The sequence below is a fragment of the Nonomuraea sp. NPDC003709 genome, from assembly GCF_040610775.1.
Classification (GTDB): Bacteria; Actinomycetota; Actinomycetes; order Streptosporangiales; family Streptosporangiaceae; genus Nonomuraea; species Nonomuraea angiospora_A.
Genome location: NZ_JBEXMW010000005.1, coordinates 471638 through 492394, shown reverse-complemented (window position 1 = coordinate 492394; position 20757 = coordinate 471638). Strand labels below are relative to the sequence as shown.

Here is a 20757-nt window from a genome sequence, read left to right as displayed (position 1 = left end):
GATCGCTGTCAAGCGGTTGAGTCTCCATCTAGGGGAGGCGGGAAGGTGGAGACATGGCGCTCTACTCCATCGGCGACCTGGCCCGGCGCACCGGGCTGACGGTCAAGACCATCCGGTTCTACTCCGATCGGGGGATCGTGCCGCCTACCGACCGCAGCCCCACCGGGTACCGCCTTTACGACCTCGACGCCGTCGCATGCCTGGAGCTCGTACGGACGCTGCGCGACCTGGGAGTGGACCTGCCCACGATCCGGCGGGTCGTGGCACGCGAGGTCTCGCTCCCCGAGGTCGCCGCAGCGCACGCCGAAGCGCTGGCCGTGCAGATCCGCACACTCCGGCTGCGGCGCGCGGTGCTCACGGCGGTGGCCAGGCGCGGCTCCAGCCCCGAGGAAATGGATCTCATGCACAAACTGGCAAGACTCTCCGAGGACGAACGCCGCCGCCTCGTCGACGACTTCCTGGAGGCCGCCTTCGACGGCCTGGACACCGTTCCGGGGTTCGCGGGGGTCATGCGCTCGATGACGCCCGAGCTGCCCGACGACCCCTCGCCCGAGCAGGTGGAGGCCTGGGTGGAGCTGGCCGAGCTCGCGCAGGACCCGGACTTCCGGGCCGCCGTCCGGCGCATCCTCGCCCGGCACGCGGCCGAACGAGGCGAGGCCGACGCGCCCCCGCGCCCCGACCCCGCCGCACTGGCCCGCGACCACGCCCGCCCGGCCCTCGCGGCAGGTCTCGCCCCCGAGGCCCCCGAGGCGGACTCCGCGGTGGCGGCGGTCGTGGCCGCGTACGCCCGCGACCTCGGCCTCCCGGACGACCCCGCCCTCCGGCGGCGGCTGCTGGGCCGGCTGGAGGAGGCGGACGACCCGCGCAGGGACCACTACCTCGAACTGCTGGCGGTGATCAACGGCTGGCCTTCGCCGGAGCCGCTGAGCCCCGCCCTCGGCTGGTTCACCGAGGCTCTGCGCGCCCGCCTGGACTGACGTTCCCGGCGGGTCCAGTACGGTTTCGCCGTGGTCTCTGAGCTCGGTTGAGATGGGCGGTGGCCAAGCGTCTGGGCTTGCGGGTCGTGGTGCGGCTGCGGGTCGGCCGGGGCCGCATTCGTGTGGTGTGGCCCGGCATGGCTCAACTCGAGGGCGGCGGTCAGACGGCCTCGGCGGGCTCGACCACCGCGTCAGGTCCCGGGACGACGAGTTGCTCGTGTCCGTCCTTGAATCGCACCAGGAACGGTGGCGTGCCGTTCTCGCCCCGGGTCTCGATGATCTCGCCTATCCGGTCTCCGTGGCCGACAACGTTGCCGTGGACGATCAGGTGGTCACCGACGTTCGCGCGCATGATGAGTTCCTCTCAGCTGGTCTTGGGCAACTTTGAGGTTCCTTCCCACATTGCACCCGAAGGGCCGCCCCGCAAAGGGCATGCCTTTCTCATGCCGCGTCTTAGAGAGATCTGCGAGCCCGCGCTCGACGCCTCGGCCGTCCCGCGCCGCAGTAGCGTCGGCGCGGGACGAGCACTGCTGCCGGGAAGCACGAGCTCACGGCCGGCACCCGCGAGGCGCTGGTTCATCAGCTCGGACCTCGGGACCCGCAAGCCCGACCCGGCGCCCTACGAGCTGGTCGCCGCCGCTAGGGCAGGAAGGCGTCCAGGGCGGCCAGGTCGTCGGGGGTGAGCTCGACGGCGGCCGCGTCCAGGTTCTCCTCCAGGTGGGCGAGCGACCCGGTGCCGGGCGTGGGCAGGATGACGGGCGAGTGGTGCAGCAGCCACGCCAGCGCCACCTGACCGGCGCTCGCCCCGTGCCGCCGCGCCGCCTCCGGCAGGCCGTCGCGGACCAGCGAGCCGTTGCCCAGGGGGAACCACGGCAGGAACGCCAGCCCGCGCTCCTCGCACGCCCGCAGCACCGGCGCGGACTCGCGGTCCAGCAGGTTGAAGCGGTTCTGCACCGAGGCGATCTCCGTGATCTCCAGCGCCCGCTCCAGCTCCTCCACGGTGACCGTGTCGAGGCCGATGTGCCGGATCTTGCCTTCCTGCCGCAGCTCGGCGAGCGTGCCGAGCTGGTCGGCCAGCGGCACGTCCGGGTCGATCCGGTGGAGCTGGTAGAGGTCGACGGCGTCGGTCTTGAGCCGGCGCAGGCTCGCCTCGCACATGGCGCGCAGCCGCTCGGGCCGCCCGGAGACGTGCCAGACGTTGGGGCCCGTACGGACGACACCGCCCTTGGTCGCCACCACCAGATCGTCCGGGTACGGGTGCAGCGCCCGCGCCACCAGCTCTTCGGCCAGGTCGGGCCCGTAGTTGTCGGCCGTGTCGACGAGCGTCACCCCGCGTTCCACGGCGCGGCGCAGGATGGCGACGGCCTCGTCCGGGTCGAGGCGCGGCCCCCAGTAGCCGGGCCCGGTGAGCATGCCGGTGCCGTACCCGAGCCGGTTGACCCGCAGCTCACCGGCGATGTCGAAAGTCTGACTGGTCACTGTGCCCCTCTCAGTAGCTGTGTTCCGCCGTGACGTCGGCGGAGGCCGACACCGCCCGCTCGGCCGCGCCGCCGCGCAGCGCGAGCACGATCATGGACAGCGTGTCGACGATGGTGAGGTGGGCCAGGCGGCTGGCGACCGCCTCCATCCCGAAGACGAGGTCCTGCCCGCCGCCGACGAGCACCCAGGTGCTCTCCTCGGCCAGCGGCGAGCTGGCGTAGCTGGTGATCGCCACGACCCGCGCCCCGGCGGCGCGGGCGCGGCGGGCGGTGTCGACGGTGGAGCGGGTGGCCCCGCTGTGGCTGATCGCCAGGCAGACCGACCGCTCCGGCAGCAGCTCGGCGGCCAGGTGCGCGGTGAGCGGGTCGGGCGGCAGGTCCACCGGCAGGCCGAGGGCCCGCAGCCGGTAGGCGGCGTCGACGGCGACCGCTCCCGACAGGCCGGTGGCGGCGAACAGCACCCGGGCGGCCCCGCTGAGCGCCTCGGCGGCGGCGTTCAGGTCGTCGCGCGACAGCGTGGCGCCCAGCCCGCCGAGCGCCTCCTGCGCCGCCCGTACGGTCGCGGCCAGCGGGTCGCGGTCGTCCTGGGGCTCAGGCACTCGCGGCGTCTCGCGGGCGGAGGCGATCTTCAGCTCCTGGTAGCCGCCGAACCCGAGCCGCCGGCACGCCCGTACGACGGTGGACGCCGACGTGCCGGCCAGCCGCGCCACGTCGCTCACGCTCAGGTGGACGAGCCCGGCGCCCTGGTCGAGCACCACCTGCGCGACCCGCGCCTCGGCGTCGTGCAGCCCGGAGAGCCTGGCCCGCACGGTGGCCGCGAGGGAATTGCGTTCCATCGCGGCAGAGTAGCAGAGAACGAAATTCCGTCTTGATACCGTGGTGGGCATGCGTCCCATGGAGCAGCGGACGATCCTCGTCACCGGCGCGACCGACGGGCTCGGCCGGGCGCTGGCCGCCGACCCGGCCGCACGCGGCGCGACCGTCCTCGTGCACGGCCGCGACGACCGGCGCGGCCACGACACGCTGGCGGAGATCCGGGCCGCCGTCCCCGCCGCGCGGCTGCACTGGTACCGCGCCGACCTGGCCTCGCTCGACGAGGTACGCGAGCTCGCGCAGGCCGTCTCGGCCGACCACAAGGACCTCGACACGCTGGTGAACAACGCGGGGATCGGCACGACCGTGCCGGGCGGCGGGGCGCGGCAGGAGAGCGCGGACGGCCACGAGCTGCGCTTCGCGGTCAACTACCTGGCCGGCTACCTGCTCACCCGGCTCCTGCTGCCGGTGCTGCGCGAGTCGGCCCCGTCCAGGATCGTCAACGTCAGCAGTCTCGGCCAGGCCCCGATCGACTTCGGCGACGTCATGCAGGCCGCCGGCTACAGCGGGGTGCGCGCGTACTGCCAGAGCAAGCTCGCGCAGGTGATGTTCACCGTGGACCTGGCCGAGGAGCTGGCGGGCACCGGGGTCACCGCCAACGCCCTGCACCCGGCCACGTACATGCCGACCAAAATGGTCGCCACGCCGGTCAGCGAGCTGCGGGAGGGCGTGGAGGCCACGTCGCGGCTTGTCACCGACCCCGAGCTGGACGAGGTGTCCGGGCGCTTCTTCGACGGCCTGCGGCCCTCGCAGGCGCTGGAGCAGGCGTACGACGCCGGGGCGCGGGCCCGGCTGCGCGAGCTGTCGGAAAACCTGTCGAAGGCGCGGCCACCGGCTCACTAGCGTTTGCCGGTGCACATCTATCTGGAGACCGGGCGGCTGATCCTGCGCCGCTTCACCGAGTCCGACGCCGGCCACCTCTTCACCCTCCACAACGACCCCGAGGTCATGGAGTTCCTCAACGGCGGCAAGCCCACGCCGCACGAGGTGATCGTCGGGGAGACGCTGCCCGCGTTCATCGCAACCGGTTTCTTCGCGGCGATCGAGAAGCCGTCCGGGGCCTTCCTCGGGTGGTTCCACCTGCGCGCGCCCAAGGGCACGCCGGACGACGAGCCGGAGCTGGGCTACCGGCTGCACAAGTCGGCCTGGGGCAGGGGGTACGCGACCGAGGGCTCGCTCGCGCTGATCGACAAGGCGTTCCGGGAGCTGGGCGCGCGCCGGGTCTACGCCCAGACCATGGCCGTGAACGTGCGCTCGCGGCGGGTCATGGAGAAGTGCGGGCTGCGCTTCACCCGCACCTTCCACCCGGAGTGGGAAGACCCGCTGCCGGGAGCCGAGCACGGCGAGGTGGAGTACGAGCTGACGCGCGCCGAATGGGAGACGCGCTGACCCCCAACCTGGTGCACTGGTCGGACCAGTCGCTAGGGTGCCTCGTATGGGATATGACGCGCTGTTCCGCCTGGATGGGCGGCGGGCCGTGGTGATCGGGGCGGGGAGCGGGATCGGCCGGGAGGCGGCGCTGGCGCTGGCCGCCCACGGGGCTTCCGTGGTGTGCGCCGACCGCGACCTGGCCTCGGCCGAGGAGACCGCCGCCGCGTGCGGCGGCGACGCCCGGCTGCTCGACGTGCTGGACGCCGCCGAGGTGCAGAGGGCCGCCGGGGAGGAGCCCGCCGACGTGCTGGTGTTCACGGCCGCCACGAACGTCCGCAAGCGGCTGCTCGACTACTCCGGCGAGGAGTTCGACCGGGTGGTGGGGCTGAACCTGCGGGCCTCGTTCGACGTGGTGCGGGCCTTCGGGGCGGGCATGGTCGAGCGCGGGCGCGGGTCGATCATCGGGTTCGCCTCGATCCGCGCGTCCGTGACCGAGCCGGGGCAGAGCGTCTACTCGGCCACGAAGGCGGGCCTGGTGCAGCTGCTGCGGACGGCGGCGGCCGAGTTCGGGCCGCACGGGGTGCGGGTGAACGCCATCGCGCCCGGCGTGGTGGAGACGCCGCTGACCAGGCAGATCAAGGACAACCCCGACTGGTACGCCGCGTACGCGAACAAGAGCGCGCTCGGCCGGTGGGCGACGGCGCGGGAGATGGCCGGCGCGGTGGTCTACCTGGCCGGCGACGCGGCCAGCTTCGTGACCGGCTCGGTCCTGTACGTGGACGGCGGCTGGACCGCCGTGGACGGCCGCTTCGACCCGCCCAACTAGAAAGGCGCCGGCGACCGGGTCCCGCGACCCGGTCGCCATGACCACCCGCTAGGCGGGCCGGATGATCGCCATCCGGGTCACCGTCAGCTCCTCGATGGCGAAGCGGGGCCCCTCGCGCCCGATCCCGGAGTCCTTCACGCCGCCGTACGGCATGTTGTCCGCCCGGAACCCCGGCACCTCGTTGACCACCACTCCCCCGGCCTCGATCCGCTCGATGGCCGCGAACGCCGTGGCCAGCGACCGGGTGAACACCGAGGCGTGCAGGCCGTACCGCGACTCGTTGACGGCGGCGAAGGCCGCGTCGAGGTCGGGCACCGGGCGCACGCACACCACCGGCCCGAAGATCTCCTCGTCCCAGGCGGCGGCCCCGTCGCCGACGCCCGCGAGCACGGTCGGCGCGATGGCCCGGCCGTCGCGGTGCCCGCCCGTGACCACTTGGCCCCCCGACTCCGCGATCCACTCCAGCACGCGGTCCGTGGCGGTCTCGTCGATGAGCGGGGCGACGCGGGTCTCCGCCAGGCGGGGGTCGCCGACCGTGACGTTCTTGACGCGGTCGGCCAGCAAGGGCACGAACCGCTCCCGTACGGGCTCCTCGACCAGCACCCGCTGGACGGAGATGCACGCCTGGCCGGAGGCGTAGTAACCGCCGCGCACGACGGCGTCGGCGGCGGCCTCCAGGTCGGCGTCGGCCGCCACGACGAGCGCCGCGTTCGACCCCAGCTCCAGCAGGACCTTGGTGGGGGCCGCGTTGCGGGCGATGGCGTGCCCGGCGGCGGCCGAGCCGGTGAACGAGACCGCGCCGATCCGGCGGTCCTCCACCAGCGTCCTGCCGACCTCGACGTCCCCGGTGACGAGCTGCACGGCGGCCGGGGGGAGCGCGTCCGCCGACCGGATGAGGTGCACCAGCCAGAGCGTGGCCAGCGGGGTCGCGGGCGCGGGCTTGACGATCACGGGGCAGCCCGCGGCCACGGCCGGGGCGATCTTGTGGGCGGCGAGGAGCAGCGGGTAGTTGAAGCCGGTGATCCCGACGACCACGCCGATCGGGCGGCGCGTCCAGAACCCGACCAGGCCCTCCCCCGAGGGCAGCAGGTCGAGTGGCACGGTCTCGCCGTGCAGCCTGGCGACCTCCTCGGCGGCCGTGGCCAGCGTGACGAGCGTCCTGGCGACCTCGACCCTGCAGTCGACCAGCGGTTTGCCGGTCTCGAGGACGAGCAGCCGCTCGAACTCCTCCCGGTTGGCGGCGAGCGCGTCGTGGGCCTTCATGAGGGCGGCGCGGCGGGCGTGCGACGGGAGCGCCGCCATGGCGGGCGCGACGGCCAGGGCCGCGTCCACGGCCCGCCGGGCGAGACCGGCGTCGCCCCTCGGGGCCGTGGCGACGAGGGAGCCGTCGTACGGGAAGGTGACGTCGTCGGTTTCCGCCGTCTCCACCCACCCGTCGCCGATGGGCAGGCCGGACGGCCATGCGGTGTCGATGCTCATGCTCGCTTCCGTTGGGCGCTGGGGAACACGTCGAGGTAGGCGGGCGCGTCCTCGTGGCCGGTGGCGGCGAGGACGGCGTGCGCGATGGCTCGGCTGAACACGTCGGCCCCCGCCGCCAGGACCTCCTGCAGGGTGTCGTGGTCGGGCTCGGGGCCGGCGCAGGTGGCCAGGCCGAAGATCGTGTCGCCGTCGGTCATGGTGTGGGCCGGCCTGATCGCCCTGGCCAGGCCGTCGTGGGCGACCGCGGCGAGCTTGCCGCACTGGGCCTTGGTGAGGGTGAGGTCGGTGGCCACCACGCCGATGGTGGTGTTGAAGGAGGGGGCGTTCTGCGGGCGCCAGGCGTCGATCTCCGCCTGGAGCGGGGGCTGGAGGTGGTCGAACTCGCCTGGCAGGCCGTACCTCGCGCCGGCGAGCGTGCCGTCGCGGGGGTCGAGGACCGAGCCTACGGGGTTGGCGACGACCAGGGCGGCCACGGTGGCGCCGCCGGGCAGGACGACGCTCGCCGTCCCCACCCCTCCGGCCAGCCCACCGGCCCTGGCCCCGGTCCCGGCCCCGACCGACCCATTCCCCACCCCGCCGTCGAGGGTTACGGTCCCCCGGACGGGGACGACGCCATCCGGCGAGCCCGTCCCGCTCCTCCCCCAAGGGACCCCCGCCACGGACGGCGGGAGAGCGGCCGACCCACCGTCCGGGGTGGCGGCGTCGTGGGCGGCGGTGCCGAAGTCGGCGTCCGGTACGGCGCGGAACGTGCCACCGCGCCCCAGGTCGAAGATGACCGCCGCCGGCACGATGGGCACCACCCCGCCGGCCACCGGATACCCGATGCCCGCGTCCGCCAGCCGTTCCACCACCCCGCAGGCCGCCGACAGCCCGTACGCGCTCCCGCCCGTCAGCACCACGGCGTGCACGCGCGACACCAGGTTCCGCGGATCCAGCAGCTCGGTCTCGCGGGTCCCGGGAGCGGCGCCCCGCACGTCCACCCCCGCCACGGCCCCCGAAGGAGGGGCCAGGACGACGGTGGTGCCCGTGCGGTAGCCGCCGCCGACCCGCTGCGCGTGGCCGACCCGGAGCCCGGCCACGTCCGTCAGCGAGTTGGAAGGCCCAGCGCGCATCAGAAGTCCCCGTTGAGGAAGCGCCGGGCCGCCTCGGCGAACACGCGGGTGCACTGGACGATCTCGGCCACCTCCACGAACTCGTCCGCCTGATGCGCGATCCACTTCCCGCCGGGCCCGTACACCACGGACGGGATCCCGCCCCAGTGCGTCAGCACGGTCCCGTCCGTGGACCCGGGCACCCCGCCGTAGACGGGCTCCGCGCCGGTGACGGTGCGGTGGGCGGCGGCCAGCGCGGCCACCACCGGGTCCGACACGGGCACGTCCACCGGCGGCCGGTCCACCAGCACCGACACCTCGGCGGCGATCCCGTCGTAGGAGGCGAGCGCGGCCACCCGGTCGGCGATCAGCTTGTGCTCGACCCCGGGGATCGTCCGCACGTCCACGAAGACCGAGGCGGCCGCCGGGATCACGTTCACCTGTTCCTCGGAGCCGGCCCGCAGCACGGTCGGCGTCACGTACACCTCGCCGAGATGCTCGTGCGCCGGGTGCCGTCCCTGCAGCTCCTCCTGCAGCGACCCCAGCCCCACCAGCAGCGAGCCCACGGCGGGGAGGGGGTTGCGGCCGTGCTGCGGCATGGCGCCGTGCGCCATCTTGCCGGCGAAGTCGACGCGCAGCCGCAGCGCGCCCTTGGCCACCGCGCAGATCTCGCCCGCCTCGGGCTCGGCGACGATCGCGCCGTCCACGTCGGCGGTCAGCCCCTCGGAGACGAAGTGGTGCGCGCCGATCATGAGGCCTTCCTCGTCGGCCAGCGCGCACACCTTGATCCGCCCGGGGAACGGTCCAGCCAGCTGCAGGGCGCGGGTGGCGAAGAGGGTCGCGGCCAGGCCGGACTTCATGTCGGCGCTGCCCCGCCCCCACAGCCTCCCGTCGCGGATCTCCCCGCCGAACGGGTCGACGGTCCAGGTGGACAGGTCGCCCTCGGTCACCACGTCCGTGTGGCCCTCGAACATCAGGGTCGGCCCGGCACCGCCGCCGCCCTCGACCACGGCCACCACGTTCGGCCGGTCCGGCTCCACCTCGTACACCGTGGGCTCCCAGCCCCACTCCCGCATCTTGGCGGCCACCAGCTCGGCGGCGGCCCGCTCACGCCGCCCGGGGTCGTTGGTGCTGGGGATCCGCACCAGCTCCTGGGTGAACCCCACCACTCCGTCGGCATCGACGTCGATCAAAACAATCCCTCCAGAGTCGGTACGGCCTGCAGCAACGTACGCGTGTAGGCGTGGGCGGGCGCGGCCCAGACCTCGTCCACCGGCCCGCTCTCCACGATCTCCCCATGGCTCATGACCGCGACCGTCTCGCACACGTGCCGCACCACGGACAGGTCGTGCGACACGAACACGAGCGTGAGCCCCAGCTCGTCCACGAGATCGGCCAGCAGGTTGAGTATCTGCCCGCGTACGGACACGTCCAGCGCGCTCACCGGCTCGTCGGCCACCAGCACCTTCGGCCGGGGCGCGAGCGCGCGGGCGATGGCGATGCGCTGGCGCTGCCCGCCGGAGAACTGGTGCGGGTAGCGTTCGGCGGCCGAGGCGGGCAGCCCGACCCCCTCCAGCAGCTCGGTCACGCGGTCGCCGACCGGCAGGCCGAGCGCGACGAGCGGCTCGGCGACCAGGTCCCGGACGCGCATGCGGGGGTCGAGCGAGCTCATCGGGTCCTGGAAGACGATCTGCAGGTTCTCCCGCAGGAAGCGCAGCCGGCGTTCCGGCTTGCCGGCGATCTCCTGCCCGTCGAAGAGGATGGACCCGCCGGTCGGCTGATCGAGCCCGCACAGCAGGCGCAGCAGCGTCGACTTGCCGGAGCCGGACTCGCCGACGATGCCGTACCGCTCGCCCCGGCCCACCGTGAGCGACACGTCCTTGAGCGCGTGCACGGCGGCGCCCACCTTGGTGAGCGAGGTGCGGGGCCGGTGGTAGACGCGGCTGAGGTCGCGGGCCTCAATCAGCGGGGTGCCAGCATGCGTGGGCATGGCCGTCTCCTGTCAGCGCGGGTACGGTCTCGCACTCGGCAGTGGCGTGCGGGCAGCGGTTGCGGAAGACGCAGCCGCCGGGGAACTGCCCGGCCGGCGGCACGCTGCCCTTGATGGTGGGCAGCCGGGTGCCGCGCGGGGTGAGCCTGGAGGCGGCCAGCAGGCCCTCGGTGTAGCGGTGGCGGGGCCGGGTGAAGACCTCGCGGATGGGGCCGCTCTCGACGACGCGGCCCCCGTACATGACCAGGACCCGCTCGCACACCGACGCCACGACGGCGAGGTCGTGGGTGATGAACAGCAGCGCGGGCGCGACCTCGGCGATCAGCTCCAGCATCTGCTTCTGCACGGTGACGTCGAGCGCCGTGGTGGGCTCGTCGCAGATGAGCAGGCTCGGCTCGTTGGCCAGGGCGATGGCGAGCATGACGCGCTGGCGCTGGCCGCCGGAGAGCTGGTGCGGGTACGCGCGGGCGATCTGCGCCGGTTCGGGCAGGCGTACGCGTTCCAGCAGGTCGAGTGCCTTCTCCCGGGCCCGCGCGCGCGGCGTGCCGTGCAGGGTCATGACCTCGGCGACCTGGGCGCCGATGCGCATGAGCGGGTTGAGCGCGGTCATGGGCTCCTGGAAGACCATGGAGACGTCCTGGCCGCGCAGCCGCTTCAGCCGGCTCTCGGGCACGCCGACCAGGTCGTTCCCGCCCATCGTGGCCGTGCCCGAGGCGGTGACGCCCTCGGGGAGCAGGCCCATGAGCGACAGCGCGGTCAGCGACTTGCCGGACCCGGACTCGCCGATCAGCCCGACGCGCTCGCCGGGCGCGATGGCGAACGACACCTCGTGCACCAGTTCCAGCGAGTCGGCCCGTACGGTCAGCCCCTCAACCTTCAGCACGGACCCTCCTGAGCTTCGGATCGAGGTAGTCGCGCAGGCCGTCCCCGAGGAGGTTGAAGCCGAGCACCGCGAGCGCGATCGCCAGGCCGGGCCAGAGCGCCAGGCGCGGGGTCGAGAACAGCAGCTCCTGCGACTCCTGCAGCATCCGCCCCCACGACGGGGTCGGCGGGCGGGTGCCGAAGCCGAGGAACGACAGCGCCGCCTCGGCCAGGATCGCGATCGCGAACGACACCGACGCCTGCACGATGAGCATGGAGCCGATGTTCGGCAGCACGTGGCGCATCGCGATGGCCGGGCGGCGGCGCCCGGCGGCCCTGGCGGCCAGGATGTAGTCGGTCACCATGACCTGGAGCGTGGCGGCGCGGGCCACCCGGGCGAACGCGGGCACGGTGGCCACGCCGATCGCGATCATCGCGGTGAGCGTGCCCGGCCCGTAGACCGCGCCGAGCATGACGGCCAGCAGCAGCGCCGGGAACGCGAACACCAGGTCGTTGACCCGCATGATCAGCTCGGAGAGCCAGCCGCGCGGCGTCATCCCGGCGATCATGCCGAGCGGCGTGCCGATGACGGCGGCGATGCCGACGGCGACGATGCCCACGTAGAGCGTGGTCCGGGCGCCGACCATGATCTGGCTGAAGGTGTCGCGGCCGAACTTGTCGGCCCCCAGCAGGTAGCCGCCGCCCGGCTGCCGCAGCTTGCGCGCCGCGTCCACGAGCGTCGGGTCGTGCGGCGTCCAGAAGAACGACACCGCCGCCGCCAGCACCACGAGCCCGACGAGCACGCCGCCGACCAGCAGCCCGGCGTTCATCCGGCCCCTCATCGCAGCCTCGGATCGAGCACGCGGTAGGCCACGTCCACCACGAAGTTGATCAGCAGGACGGCCGCCACCAGCACCATCACCACACCTTGGACGAGCAGCAGGTCACGCCCGGCGACGCCGTTGAGCAGCAGGTCGCCGAGCCCGGGGATGACGAAGACCCGCTCGACCACGACCGCGCCGATCAGCAGCGTGGCCAGTTGCAGGCCGAGCACGGTGACGACGGGGATCGAGGCGTTGCGCAGGCCGTGCCGCCACAGGGCGCCGGTGCTGCCCCGGCCCTTGGCGCGGGCCGTGCGCAGGTAGTCCTCGCGCATCACGTCGAGCACGGCGCTGCGCACGTACCGGGTCAGGACCGCGCCCTGCACGAGGCCGAGCGACAACCACGGCAGCAGCAGGCTGAGGAGCCACTGCGCCGGGTTCTCGGCGATCGGCACGTAGCCGCCGGACGGCAGCGCCTGGGCCTGCACCGCGAACACGAACACCAGCAGGATGCCCGCCAGGAACGCCGGGATCGCGATGCCGACCTGGCTGAGCGCACTGATGGCCGCCCCGAGCGGGTTGCGGTGGTGCACGGCCGCGAACGTGCCGAGCGGCACCGCGATGACCAGCGCCACCAGCATCCCGCCGAGCACCAGCACGGCCGTGACGCCGAGCCGGTCGCTGATCTGCGGGCCGATGGGCGAGCTGGTCACGTACGAGGTGCCGAAGTCGCCGTGCAGGAGCCCGCCGAACCAGTCGAAGAACTGCACGACGGGCGGCCGGTCGGTGCCGAACTGCTTGCGCAGCGCCGCCACCGCGTCGGGCGTGGCGTTCACGCCGAGCGCGACCTCCGCCGGGTCGCCGGGCAGCAGCGCCATGAACGCGAACACCACCACGCCCGCCACGGCGGTGCTCGCGACGAGCACCGCCAGGCGTTTGATCAGGTAAAGCGTCACTGCTGCTTGGAGAGCGCGGTGAAGTCGAAGGACTCCGCGATGGCGTTCTTCGGCAGCCCGGTGACGCCCTTCTTCGCCACGATCAGGTTGGGGAAGAGGAAGAGCCAGTCGGCGGCCGCGTCGTCGGACAGCAGCTTGGCGGCCTTCTTCAGGTCGTCGGTCTGCTGCTGCTCGGTGCCCTCGTCGGCGGAGGCGAGGAGCTTGCCGAACTCGGGGTTGTCGTAGCGGAAGTAGTACGACTTGTCGGCGAATATGCCCATGTCGCGGGGCTCGACGTGGTTGATGATGGACAGGTCGTAATCGCCCTGCTTGAACACCACGTCCAGCCAGCGGGCCGGGAACTCCAGGGGCTCGATGTCGGCGGTGATGCCGACCTGCGCGAGCTGCGACTTGACGACCTGCGCACTGGCCACCGCGTACGGCAGGTTGGGGATGCGCATCTTGACGTTGAGCGTCTTGCCGCCGAGCAGTTCCTTGGCCTTGGCCGGGTCGTACGGGTAGTCGCCGGTGCGGTCCTCGTACCAGGGGTCGGTGGGCGGCACCATCGAGCCGATCAGCTGGCCGCGCCCGGCCCAGGCGGTCTCCAGCAGCGCCTTGTGGTCGATCGCGTAGCGGACGGCCTGCCTGGCCTTCTTGTCGTTGAACGGCGGGCGGCTGTTGTTCATCGACAGCACGACCTCGCCGTTCGTGGTGCCCTCGACCGTCTGGAAGCGGTTGGGGTCGGCGAACTGCTGCAGCGACTCGGGCGCCTGCACGGCGGAGATGACGTCGATGCCGCCGGTCAGCAGCGCGTTGTTCATCGCCGTGGCATCCTTGAAGTACTTCAGCGTGATCGACGACAGCGGCGGCTTGGTGCCCCAGTAGGAGGCGTTCGCGTTGAGCTGGATGGAGTCGCCGCGCCGCCACGAGCCGAGCGTGTACGGGCCGGTGCCGACGGGCTTGTTGGCCAGGTCGGCGATCCCGGTGCGGCTGAACATGGCGCCGAGCCTGGTGGCCATCGAGTAGAGGAAGCCGTTGCTCGGCTTCTTGAGCGTGACGACGGCGGTGGAGTCGTCCTTCTTCTCCACCTTGTCGACGACGTCGAGCTGCGCCTTGATCTTGAGCTTCCAGTCCGTCTTGACCCGGTCGAGCGAGAACGCCACGTCGTCGGCCGTGAACGGCGCGCCGCTGCTGAACTTGACGTCCTTGCGCAGGCTGAACGTGTAGGTCTTGCGGTCGGGCGAGACGTCCCACTTCTCGGCGAGCAGCGGCACGATCTTGCCGTCCTGGTCGAGCTTGACCAGGCCCTCGTAGACGTTGACGAGCAGCGCCTGCGGAATGGCGGCGCCCTCCGTCGAGGTGAAGTCGAGGTTCGCGGGCTCGGCCACGAATCCCACGGAGAGGGTCTGGGTCTTGGGGGTGCCCGCACTGCCGCCGCCGCTGGAGGTGCCGCCGCAGGCGGCCGTGCCCAGCAGGAGACCGCCGGCGGCGATCCAGATGCCGATTCGCCTCATGTGTTACTGCCTCCTGGCTAGTGCACTGGTCGGACCAGTAGGCTACGCACATTGCCAGTCGGCGGCGGCTCGGGTCAAGGGGGCTTTCATGGGTGGTCCGAGGTTCGAGCCGGTGCGTGCCGTACGCGCCTATGAGCGGGTGGTGGAGCAGGTCGAGGAGGCCATCGAGAGCGGCTCCCTCTCGCCGGGCGAGCGGCTGCCGAGCGAGCGGGAGCTCATGGTGCAGTTCTCGGTCAGCCGGTCCACCGTGCGCGAGGCGCTGCGGGTGCTGCAGGCGCGCGGCCTGGTGCGGTCACGGCCCGGCGACCCCAACGGGGCGGAGGTGCTGCCGTTCTCGCCCGCCACGCTGCACAAGTCGATGACCACGCTGGCCAGGGTGGAGGAGCTGTCACTCGCCGAGCTGGTGCAGTTCAGGATGGTGCTCGACTCGTCGGCGATCCTGCTGGCGGCCCGGCTGCGCACCGACGCGCAGTTCGCCGAGATGGAGTCGGCCGTCGCGCACATGCGGACCGCCGTGGAGACGGGGCAGGACACGTTCGGCGAGGCCGACGTGGCCTTCCACGACGTGGTGGCGCGGGCGAGCGGCAACAAGCTCATCCAGATCTGCACGGACGTGGTCCGTTCGATCGTGCTCAAGCTGATCTCGGAGAAGATCGCCGACGCGCCCGACCGGGAGGCGCTGATGCGGCAGAGCATCCGGCACCACGAGGAGGTGCTGGCCGCCATGCGCGCCGGCGACGGCCCGCTGGCCGCCCGGCTGTCGAAAAAGGCGATGTACGACTATTACGCCGGCTACATCCCCGCCCCCGAACGCCCCGCCCTCGGCGCCCTCCTCGACTGATCCCCCGCCGCCGCCCGCGCACCACCCCGTCGCCTGGTTGCACGATCTCGCCATCGCCACTGAACGGCCTGACATCCCGGTCGAGCGTCTCCAGGCTCGCAGCGTGTGGAAGGGTCGCTGCGCGAGACCTGAGCCGCCGGAAGTGCACCCTCTTCAGGTGGACGAGCGCTGGCGCGGCCTCTTTGCCTCCCGGCCATCCGCCGGTTCCTCACCCCCGTCATCCCCAAGTAGCCGCGTGACCCACGTTGTCCGGCGCCGGCGGCCGTCCATCGTGGCGGCCGCCATCACACGTTGTCGCGGTACGCCTGCCCGGGCACCCCATGACATGTCAATAAGTGCATTTTTTCGCACCCGCCAATGTATTTCGATCAGCGCCGATAGAGCGTGTATCGGTTTGTGAGAGTTCGGCGATCCGGGCGAGCGACGGTACGTGCATCGAATCCATCAGAACGGGACGGACCATGACAACCAACGATGGCCGGCAGACCACCCAGGCGCAGGACATTCACCAGGACGTGCCGATCCGGCGGCGGTGGCACCTGGAGAAGGTCGGCCAGCCGCAATCCGGGGCGATCGCCGAAGTGCTCGGCGCGATCAGAATGCTCAATTCCACGTTCGCCCCCATCCCCTCGCCGGTCGCCGTCGTCAAGGGCACCGACGGCCACCTGTGGATGGTCACACCGCACGGTCCCGGCGTGTGGGAGTGGACCCACGTGAAAGGCGCGGCCGACCAACCGGTGGGCGTCGTCGCCGTCGACGACGACAGCCGGGGCACCCGCCCCTACATCTTCGTCCTGCTTGACAGGCAACTGCAGCTGTACTGGTGGGATGGCACCAAGTGGGTCCCCACGGCTCTGGGCACGCCGCCTGGCACGACCCTCACAGAAGGCATCGGCGCGGTCTCCCTCGCACTGGTCCCCGGCGCCAGCGCCCAGCCGTTCGTGGTCGTACGCGGCCAGGACACCAATCTGTGGGCCGGCTGGTGGAACCCCACTCAGCACCGCTGGCAGTGGGCCAACCTGCGCCATCCCGAGGGCGTCGGCCTCAGCGGGAAGATCGGCGTGGTGGCCGTCACCGACCGAGCGACCGGTCATGGGCTCCTGCACGTCTACATGAACGGTGGCGACGGAAACCTGTGGCTGTGTGTCTCCGACACGGGCGAGACCCGATGGACCAACCTCGAAAAGCCGCCGGTTCCGAGCAGCGGCACCGCCGGCGTGACGGCCGTCCAGAACGCCGATGACAAGGCTCCACAGGTCTGCGCCTTCACCACCGCCCACGGGCAGCCGCTATACGCCCACGTCACCGACGCCGGCGGCACCGGCTGGCACGACGCCGGCGCCCCGCCCGGGGAGCAGGTGAACCTCGGCCTGGGGACCGCCCTCGTTCAGTCGCGCGCCGGCGGGGACTTCTTCCCGGCCGCCCTGGTGGGCGACACCACCGCCGCCGTGTGGGCTGATCAGGCGGACACGGAAGGCCGCTGGTCCTGGTCCAGAGTTGGCGACCTCGTCCGCGACGTCTTCGAGTCGCAGCTCGGCGAGGGCGTCATCATCGAGGACTCCCCCGAGATCACCTACACGCACGTCTTCCTGCTCAGCCGCGGCGGCGTCCTGTACGACGCCTGCTACGGCTAGAGACGCCATGACCATCGCCACCGGCGGCGTTGCCCCGCCGCCGGCCCGCCCAGACCACCCCGCCGCAGAGGGCCACCGCTCCTTCTACAAAGCATAAGCCTTGGGTTCCCTGAGGTCTCTGTGGCCTCACTACCCCCTGAACCTGCACCTTCTGCTTCACGGTCTCAGTCGCCAGTGGCCACCTGGATGGCCGGCCCGTCCGGCTTCGACCGGCCGCCCGATACCGTCACCGTGCCGCAGCCCACCTCCGGCTGGTCCGGACACGACTTTCCGTCCGCAGTGGACTGTTCGGGTCAGGGCCGGCCCAAGGCCCTCCCGCGCGTCACCGTGAAACCTCACCCCAAAGCCGTAAACGCGACTTTGATCCGGGGCGGCAATCCGTTCGCAGTCACGGATGCCGCCCGCCGGAAATGACGGGCAGGAACAGAAGGAAGCCCAGGCCGATGATCGACAATGATTGGACGGCGGTGTCCGTCGGTACCACGTTTGCTGAGCGGTGCCGCACCCTGATCGTGGTCTGCTCAGCGGCCGGCGCACCTCATCCTGCGATCACTTCTCTGGGGCGGTCGTCCGCTTGGCCGGGGGTTGTGCCATCGATGGACTACCCTGGCGGGTCATCGATCTTGATCTTGTCTCCTGTGTTGGAGATGAAGATGACCAGCAGCTTCGCCGGTTTCGTCTGGCTGGTGTTCTCCGTGAGCACATGGTGGGCACCCGGAGGCTCGACCCAGTGCTCGCCCTCATGGAAGGTTCGCACCGGCTCGCCACCGATCTGGCTACGAAAAGTTCCTGCAAGCACGTAGGCGTACACAAAACTGTTGCCGTGCCGATGCGGCACCGCACGTGAACCTGGCGGGAAGTCTGCGATCGCCGAGGTGAACGTCTTGCCCTTGACATTGGGAAGCGCCTGTTCCGACAGAATCGAGAGCGTCTCTGTCGGCGGTTGCGTAACCGTGACGGCAGCCGGCACCTCGGCCGCACCCTGCACCTTGCCGGTCGCATGCTCTGCCACGGGAGCACATGCGGCGGCCGCGGCTACCATGCTGGCAGCCAGAATGCCACCGGCGCACCGTCGTCGGATCATGATGTCTCTCCTATCCCGCTTGGACCTTGAGGCCGACGGGACGATCCCGAGGCCTCCCCCCTCCGGCCCTCAGGGCTCGCTGCTCCGACGCGCTACACCACCGCAGACAGCCGCTGACCTCGGTGTTGCGTCCCGGCCAGGCGGGGTGGACGTGCTCGAGTACGCTGCCCAAGCGATTCGATGCCTATCGAGGGCGAAATCAAGCCTTGGCGATGGTCTGTTCAGGCGCAGGTCGAGCCGCCCGAGGACCGCGCCGCGACGAACTGCGCGGCCGATCCCGCTGTGTGGCCGCGAACGCCGAGGGCACCTCGGCGAGCGTCCGCACGGCCCCGACGATCGGGCGGAGCCGTCCGTCCCGTACCCGCCGTGCCAGGTCCGCCGGCCGGGCACGATCGGGCTCGACGACGAAGAAGATCGTCTGCCCGTCACGGGGCCGAACCGTGGGGGCGAGACGATTGAGACGAGCGTGCCACCGGCGCGCCCGCAGGTCCAAGAAGGCATCCGCGCCGAGGTCGAGTGCTGTGTCCCTGTCGCCGGCCCTGCCGGTGCCGATCACTCGGGCTCCCGCCTCGCACGCGAGCTGCACCGCGATAGACGAGCTCATCAGCGGAGATCGACCTCCCAAGGGCCGCAACCCCGGACGACCGGTTTCCCCGTACTACATGTCATTGACGTCACATCCCTCCTATGTAGAAGATTTCCCTACGTACACGCGCCTGCGGATGGGGACGCCCATGTCGTCCGAGTCGTTCAACGCCAGCGTCTTTCTCGTGGACCGCCAGGTCGAAGCGGGCCACGGCGATCGCATCGCCGTCACCGGTCCCGCGGGCACGCTGACCTACGCGCAGCTGGCCGACCACGTGGCCAGGTTCGCGGCCGGTTTACGCACGATGGGCGTCCGCCCCGAGGAGCGGGTCCTGCTCGTCATGTCCGACCGCCCGGAGACCGCGATCACCGTCCTGGCCGTCATGCGCATGGGCGCGGTCGCCGTGCCGGTCTCCACCATGTACAACCCCACCGAGCTCGCCACCCTGGTCCGGGACTCGCGGGCGAGGGTGGTCGTGGCCACCCCCGAGTTCGCGCCGACCGTGCGCGAGGCGGTGCGGAGCACGCCCGACGTGGCGGTGCTCGTCCTCATCGACCCGCCGCCGGCGGAGGAGGAAACGCCGGTGTGCCTGTGGTCTGACGTCCTGGAGTCGGGCCGGGCCGCGGGCCTCCCGTACGACACCTGGCGCGACTCCCCCGCCCTCTGGCTCTACACCTCCGGCACCACCGGCGCCCCCAAGGCGGCCATGCACCGGCACGGCGCCGTCCAGGAGGTCTACGAGGGGTACGGGCGGCAGGTCCTCGGCATCCGCCCCGACGACCGGTGCTTCTCGGTCGCGCGGCTGTTCTTCGCGTACGGCATCGGCAACTCCATGTTCTTCCCCCTGGCCGCGGGCGCCACGGCGGTCCTCGACCCGGCGCGGCCCACCCCCGCGGGCGTGGTCGCCAGGGTGATCGAGGAACGGCCGACACTGTTCTTCGCGGGCCCGACGTTCTTCGCGGCGCTGCTCGCCGCCGACATCCCCGCCGGCGCCTTCCAGTCCGTACGGCTGGCCGTCTCCGCAGGCGAGGCACTGCCCGCCGAGATCCACCGCCGCTTCACCGAGCGCTTCGGGGTGGACATCATCGACGGCCTCGGCTCGACGGAGGCGCTGCACATCTTCATCTCCAACCACCCGGGCCGGGTACGCCCGGGCAGCTCGGGCACCGTCGTGCCGGGCTACGAGGCCAAGCTGCTCGACGACTCCGGCGCGCCCGTCAAGGACGGGGAGCCGGGCCACCTGTACGTCCGCGGCGACTCGGTGGCCACCGGCTACTGGTGCCGCACGGCGACCAGCCGGCAGGTGTTCCAGGGCGAGTGGCTGCGTACCGGCGACACCTACATCAGAGGCGAGGACGGCTTCTACCAGTGCCTCGGCCGCTCCAACGACATGATCAAGGCGGGCGGCATCTGGGTGTCGCCGATGGAGGTCGAGGCCCGGCTGCTCCAGCACGAGTCGGTGGGCGAGTGCGCCGTCGTGGCGTACATCGACGAGGACGGGCTGGAGAAGCCGGTGGCCTGCGTGGTGTCCGCCCCGGGCCGCACGGTGGACGCCGGCGAGCTGATCGGCTTCTGCCGGGAGGGCCTGGCCTCCTTCAAGCGGCCGCGCGAGGTCCTGGTGCTGGACGAGCTGCCGAAGACGGCGACCGGCAAGATCCAGCGCGTGGTGATCCGCCAGATCGCCGCCGACCTCCTGGGCAAGACCGGCGGCTAGGAGGTCGGCGGCGCCGGTTTCGTCCCGTAGACGGTGATGGCGAACGGGCGCGACGTGGCCGTGTAGACCTGCTCGGTCAGCCGTGACAGCGCCGCGTGCGAGTCCAGGTAGTGGTGCAGCCGGCCGGCCTCGGGCCACGGGTGGACGGCCACGAGCACCCCGTCGGGCACCAGCAGCTCGCTGAGCTGCGCCGACGCCTGCCGCAGCCGCTCGTGGCGGCCCAGGTAGTAGAGGGTCTCGGAGCAGAACACCAGGTCGAAGCGCTGGTCGGGGCGGTGGGTGAGGATGTCCGCCCGGATGAAGCGCACCCGCCCGTCCTGCGGCACCCGCTCGCGCGCCCGTGCCAGGGCCCGCTCCGACACGTCCACCCCGATGATCTCCGCCTCCGGGTACGTCACCGCGAGGACGTGCGTGAACACGCCCTCGCTGCACCCGACGTCGATGATCCGCCGGTACGGCCGAGCGGGCAGGTGCATGAGCGTGGTCCGGTACTTGTCCTGCTCGTAACTGTCCGTGGCGAGGCTCCACGGGTCAGGGGTCCGGTGCAGCCAGTCGAAGACGTAGCGCAGGAGCACCGCCTGCCCCTCCGGAGACAGCAGGGACAGGGTACGGAAGAACGTACGGTGCATGATCTCCGGCAAACTCGGCATGCGGTCTCTCTCGGTCGAGGCGGAGGAGCGCC

At 71.8% G+C, this 20757-nt stretch carries 21 protein-coding genes; 7 read left to right on the top strand and 14 right to left on the bottom strand.

Going from position 1 to position 20757, the window contains the following annotated elements; translation table 11 throughout:
- Positions 1-53: 53 nt before the first annotated feature.
- Entirely contained in the window at positions 54-977 is a 924-nt protein-coding gene (locus ABZX61_RS18555; protein ID WP_355195924.1) for a MerR family transcriptional regulator, read from the top strand.
- A gap of 160 nt (positions 978-1137) precedes the next feature.
- Here the strand turns inward: ABZX61_RS18555 and ABZX61_RS18550 are convergent, their stop codons facing one another.
- The 3 genes from ABZX61_RS18550 to ABZX61_RS18540 all read right to left on the bottom strand — a co-directional run bounded on the left by ABZX61_RS18550 (position 1138) and on the right by ABZX61_RS18540 (position 3291).
- The gene (locus ABZX61_RS18550) at positions 1138-1329 is read right to left on the bottom strand and encodes a DUF1918 domain-containing protein (protein ID WP_355195922.1); all 192 of its coding nucleotides are present in this window, start codon (positions 1327-1329) and stop codon (positions 1138-1140) included.
- Positions 1330-1616: 287 nt separating this feature from the next.
- Positions 1617-2456, bottom strand: a complete 840-nt coding sequence (locus ABZX61_RS18545; RefSeq protein WP_355195920.1) for an aldo/keto reductase — start codon at positions 2454-2456, stop codon at positions 1617-1619.
- Between the two features lie 10 nt (positions 2457-2466).
- Positions 2467-3291, bottom strand: coding sequence for a MurR/RpiR family transcriptional regulator (locus ABZX61_RS18540; RefSeq protein WP_355195918.1), 825 nt, complete (start codon positions 3289-3291; stop codon positions 2467-2469).
- Between the two features lie 49 nt (positions 3292-3340).
- Here ABZX61_RS18540 and ABZX61_RS18535 point away from each other — a divergent pair, with 49 nt between their 5' ends.
- Genes ABZX61_RS18535 through ABZX61_RS18525 form a run of 3 tightly spaced genes read left to right on the top strand, consistent with a single transcriptional unit; the run spans position 3341 to position 5525 of the window.
- Positions 3341-4171, top strand: a complete 831-nt coding sequence (locus tag ABZX61_RS18535) for an SDR family NAD(P)-dependent oxidoreductase (protein WP_355195916.1) — start codon at positions 3341-3343, stop codon at positions 4169-4171.
- A gap of 9 nt (positions 4172-4180) precedes the next feature.
- Positions 4181-4717, top strand: coding sequence for a GNAT family N-acetyltransferase (locus ABZX61_RS18530; protein ID WP_355195914.1), 537 nt, complete (start codon positions 4181-4183; stop codon positions 4715-4717).
- Positions 4718-4763: 46 nt separating this feature from the next.
- The gene (locus tag ABZX61_RS18525; RefSeq protein ID WP_350727847.1) at positions 4764-5525 is read left to right on the top strand and encodes an SDR family NAD(P)-dependent oxidoreductase; all 762 of its coding nucleotides are present in this window, start codon (positions 4764-4766) and stop codon (positions 5523-5525) included.
- A gap of 48 nt (positions 5526-5573) precedes the next feature.
- Here ABZX61_RS18525 and ABZX61_RS18520 read toward each other — a convergent pair whose 3' ends face one another.
- The 8 genes from ABZX61_RS18520 to ABZX61_RS18485 are packed head-to-tail and all read right to left on the bottom strand — an operon-like array spanning position 5574 to position 14216.
- Complete coding sequence (locus ABZX61_RS18520; RefSeq protein ID WP_355195909.1) at positions 5574-7004, bottom strand: aldehyde dehydrogenase family protein; 1431 nt, start codon at positions 7002-7004, stop codon at positions 5574-5576.
- Entirely contained in the window at positions 7001-8116 is a 1116-nt protein-coding gene (locus ABZX61_RS18515; protein ID WP_355195907.1) for a P1 family peptidase, read from the bottom strand. The genes ABZX61_RS18520 and ABZX61_RS18515 overlap by 4 nt, the downstream gene beginning before the upstream one ends.
- Positions 8116-9288, bottom strand: a complete 1173-nt coding sequence (locus ABZX61_RS18510; RefSeq protein ID WP_355195905.1) for a M20 family metallopeptidase — start codon at positions 9286-9288, stop codon at positions 8116-8118. The genes ABZX61_RS18515 and ABZX61_RS18510 overlap by 1 nt, the downstream gene beginning before the upstream one ends.
- The gene (locus ABZX61_RS18505) at positions 9285-10085 is read right to left on the bottom strand and encodes an ATP-binding cassette domain-containing protein (RefSeq protein WP_355195903.1); all 801 of its coding nucleotides are present in this window, start codon (positions 10083-10085) and stop codon (positions 9285-9287) included. The genes ABZX61_RS18510 and ABZX61_RS18505 overlap by 4 nt, the downstream gene beginning before the upstream one ends.
- Entirely contained in the window at positions 10054-10968 is a 915-nt protein-coding gene (locus ABZX61_RS18500; RefSeq protein WP_355195901.1) for an ABC transporter ATP-binding protein, read from the bottom strand. The genes ABZX61_RS18505 and ABZX61_RS18500 overlap by 32 nt, the downstream gene beginning before the upstream one ends.
- The gene (locus tag ABZX61_RS18495) at positions 10955-11776 is read right to left on the bottom strand and encodes an ABC transporter permease (protein ID WP_355195899.1); all 822 of its coding nucleotides are present in this window, start codon (positions 11774-11776) and stop codon (positions 10955-10957) included. The genes ABZX61_RS18500 and ABZX61_RS18495 overlap by 14 nt, the downstream gene beginning before the upstream one ends.
- An 8-nt stretch (positions 11777-11784) precedes the next feature.
- Positions 11785-12723 (bottom strand): ABC transporter permease, encoded by a 939-nt coding sequence (locus ABZX61_RS18490; RefSeq protein ID WP_355195897.1) that lies wholly within the window; start codon positions 12721-12723, stop codon positions 11785-11787.
- Positions 12720-14216: an ABC transporter substrate-binding protein gene (locus tag ABZX61_RS18485; RefSeq protein WP_350727839.1), complete on the bottom strand. Its 1497-nt coding sequence runs from the start codon at positions 14214-14216 to the stop codon at positions 12720-12722. Before ABZX61_RS18485 ends, ABZX61_RS18490 begins: the two co-directional genes overlap by 4 nt.
- 88 nt (positions 14217-14304) lie before the next feature.
- On the opposite strand from ABZX61_RS18485, the gene ABZX61_RS18480 reads away from it, so the two are divergent.
- Together ABZX61_RS18480 and ABZX61_RS18475 are read left to right on the top strand one after the other, a co-directional pair.
- The gene (locus ABZX61_RS18480; protein WP_350727838.1) at positions 14305-15057 is read left to right on the top strand and encodes a FadR/GntR family transcriptional regulator; all 753 of its coding nucleotides are present in this window, start codon (positions 14305-14307) and stop codon (positions 15055-15057) included.
- Between the two features lie 461 nt (positions 15058-15518).
- A complete protein-coding gene (locus ABZX61_RS18475; protein WP_355195895.1) occupies positions 15519-16691 on the top strand; it encodes a hypothetical protein in 1173 nt (390 codons plus the stop codon).
- 601 nt (positions 16692-17292) lie between these two features.
- Here ABZX61_RS18475 and ABZX61_RS18470 read toward each other — a convergent pair.
- Positions 17293-17775, bottom strand: coding sequence for a cupin domain-containing protein (locus tag ABZX61_RS18470; RefSeq protein ID WP_355195893.1), 483 nt, complete (start codon positions 17773-17775; stop codon positions 17293-17295).
- Positions 17776-17974: 199 nt separating this feature from the next.
- Positions 17975-18379, bottom strand: a complete 405-nt coding sequence (locus ABZX61_RS18465; RefSeq protein ID WP_355195891.1) for a hypothetical protein — start codon at positions 18377-18379, stop codon at positions 17975-17977.
- Between the two features lie 130 nt (positions 18380-18509).
- Here ABZX61_RS18465 and ABZX61_RS18460 point away from each other — a divergent pair, with 130 nt between their 5' ends.
- Complete coding sequence (locus tag ABZX61_RS18460; protein ID WP_355195889.1) at positions 18510-20075, top strand: benzoate-CoA ligase family protein; 1566 nt, start codon at positions 18510-18512, stop codon at positions 20073-20075.
- Here the strand turns inward: ABZX61_RS18460 and ABZX61_RS18455 are convergent.
- A complete protein-coding gene (locus ABZX61_RS18455) occupies positions 20072-20725 on the bottom strand; it encodes a class I SAM-dependent methyltransferase (RefSeq protein WP_355195887.1) in 654 nt (217 codons plus the stop codon). The two genes, ABZX61_RS18460 and ABZX61_RS18455, sit on opposite strands and share 4 nt — an antisense overlap.
- Between the last annotated feature and the right edge of the window lie 32 nt (positions 20726-20757).

What these genes read in the sequence shown, in the direction of transcription:
- ABZX61_RS18555 (WP_355195924.1), top strand. Translation starts at nt 54, where the DNA reads ATGGCGCTCTACTCCATCGGCGACCTGGCCCGGCGCACCGGGCTGACG.
- ABZX61_RS18550 (WP_355195922.1), bottom strand. Translation starts at nt 1,329, where the DNA reads ATGCGCGCGAACGTCGGTGACCACCTGATCGTCCACGGCAACGTTGTC.
- ABZX61_RS18540 (WP_355195918.1), bottom strand. Translation starts at nt 3,291, where the DNA reads ATGGAACGCAATTCCCTCGCGGCCACCGTGCGGGCCAGGCTCTCCGGG.
- ABZX61_RS18535 (WP_355195916.1), top strand. Translation starts at nt 3,341, where the DNA reads ATGCGTCCCATGGAGCAGCGGACGATCCTCGTCACCGGCGCGACCGAC.
- ABZX61_RS18525 (WP_350727847.1), top strand. Translation starts at nt 4,764, where the DNA reads ATGGGATATGACGCGCTGTTCCGCCTGGATGGGCGGCGGGCCGTGGTG.
- ABZX61_RS18520 (WP_355195909.1), bottom strand. Translation starts at nt 7,004, where the DNA reads ATGAGCATCGACACCGCATGGCCGTCCGGCCTGCCCATCGGCGACGGG.
- ABZX61_RS18515 (WP_355195907.1), bottom strand. Translation starts at nt 8,116, where the DNA reads ATGCGCGCTGGGCCTTCCAACTCGCTGACGGACGTGGCCGGGCTCCGG.
- ABZX61_RS18505 (WP_355195903.1), bottom strand. Translation starts at nt 10,085, where the DNA reads ATGCCCACGCATGCTGGCACCCCGCTGATTGAGGCCCGCGACCTCAGC.
- ABZX61_RS18495 (WP_355195899.1), bottom strand. Translation starts at nt 11,776, where the DNA reads ATGAACGCCGGGCTGCTGGTCGGCGGCGTGCTCGTCGGGCTCGTGGTG.
- ABZX61_RS18485 (WP_350727839.1), bottom strand. Translation starts at nt 14,216, where the DNA reads ATGAGGCGAATCGGCATCTGGATCGCCGCCGGCGGTCTCCTGCTGGGC.
- ABZX61_RS18480 (WP_350727838.1), top strand. Translation starts at nt 14,305, where the DNA reads ATGGGTGGTCCGAGGTTCGAGCCGGTGCGTGCCGTACGCGCCTATGAG.
- ABZX61_RS18475 (WP_355195895.1), top strand. Translation starts at nt 15,519, where the DNA reads ATGACAACCAACGATGGCCGGCAGACCACCCAGGCGCAGGACATTCAC.
- ABZX61_RS18470 (WP_355195893.1), bottom strand. Translation starts at nt 17,775, where the DNA reads ATGATCCGACGACGGTGCGCCGGTGGCATTCTGGCTGCCAGCATGGTA.
- ABZX61_RS18465 (WP_355195891.1), bottom strand. Translation starts at nt 18,379, where the DNA reads ATGAGCTCGTCTATCGCGGTGCAGCTCGCGTGCGAGGCGGGAGCCCGA.
- ABZX61_RS18460 (WP_355195889.1), top strand. Translation starts at nt 18,510, where the DNA reads ATGTCGTCCGAGTCGTTCAACGCCAGCGTCTTTCTCGTGGACCGCCAG.
- ABZX61_RS18455 (WP_355195887.1), bottom strand. Translation starts at nt 20,725, where the DNA reads ATGCCGAGTTTGCCGGAGATCATGCACCGTACGTTCTTCCGTACCCTG.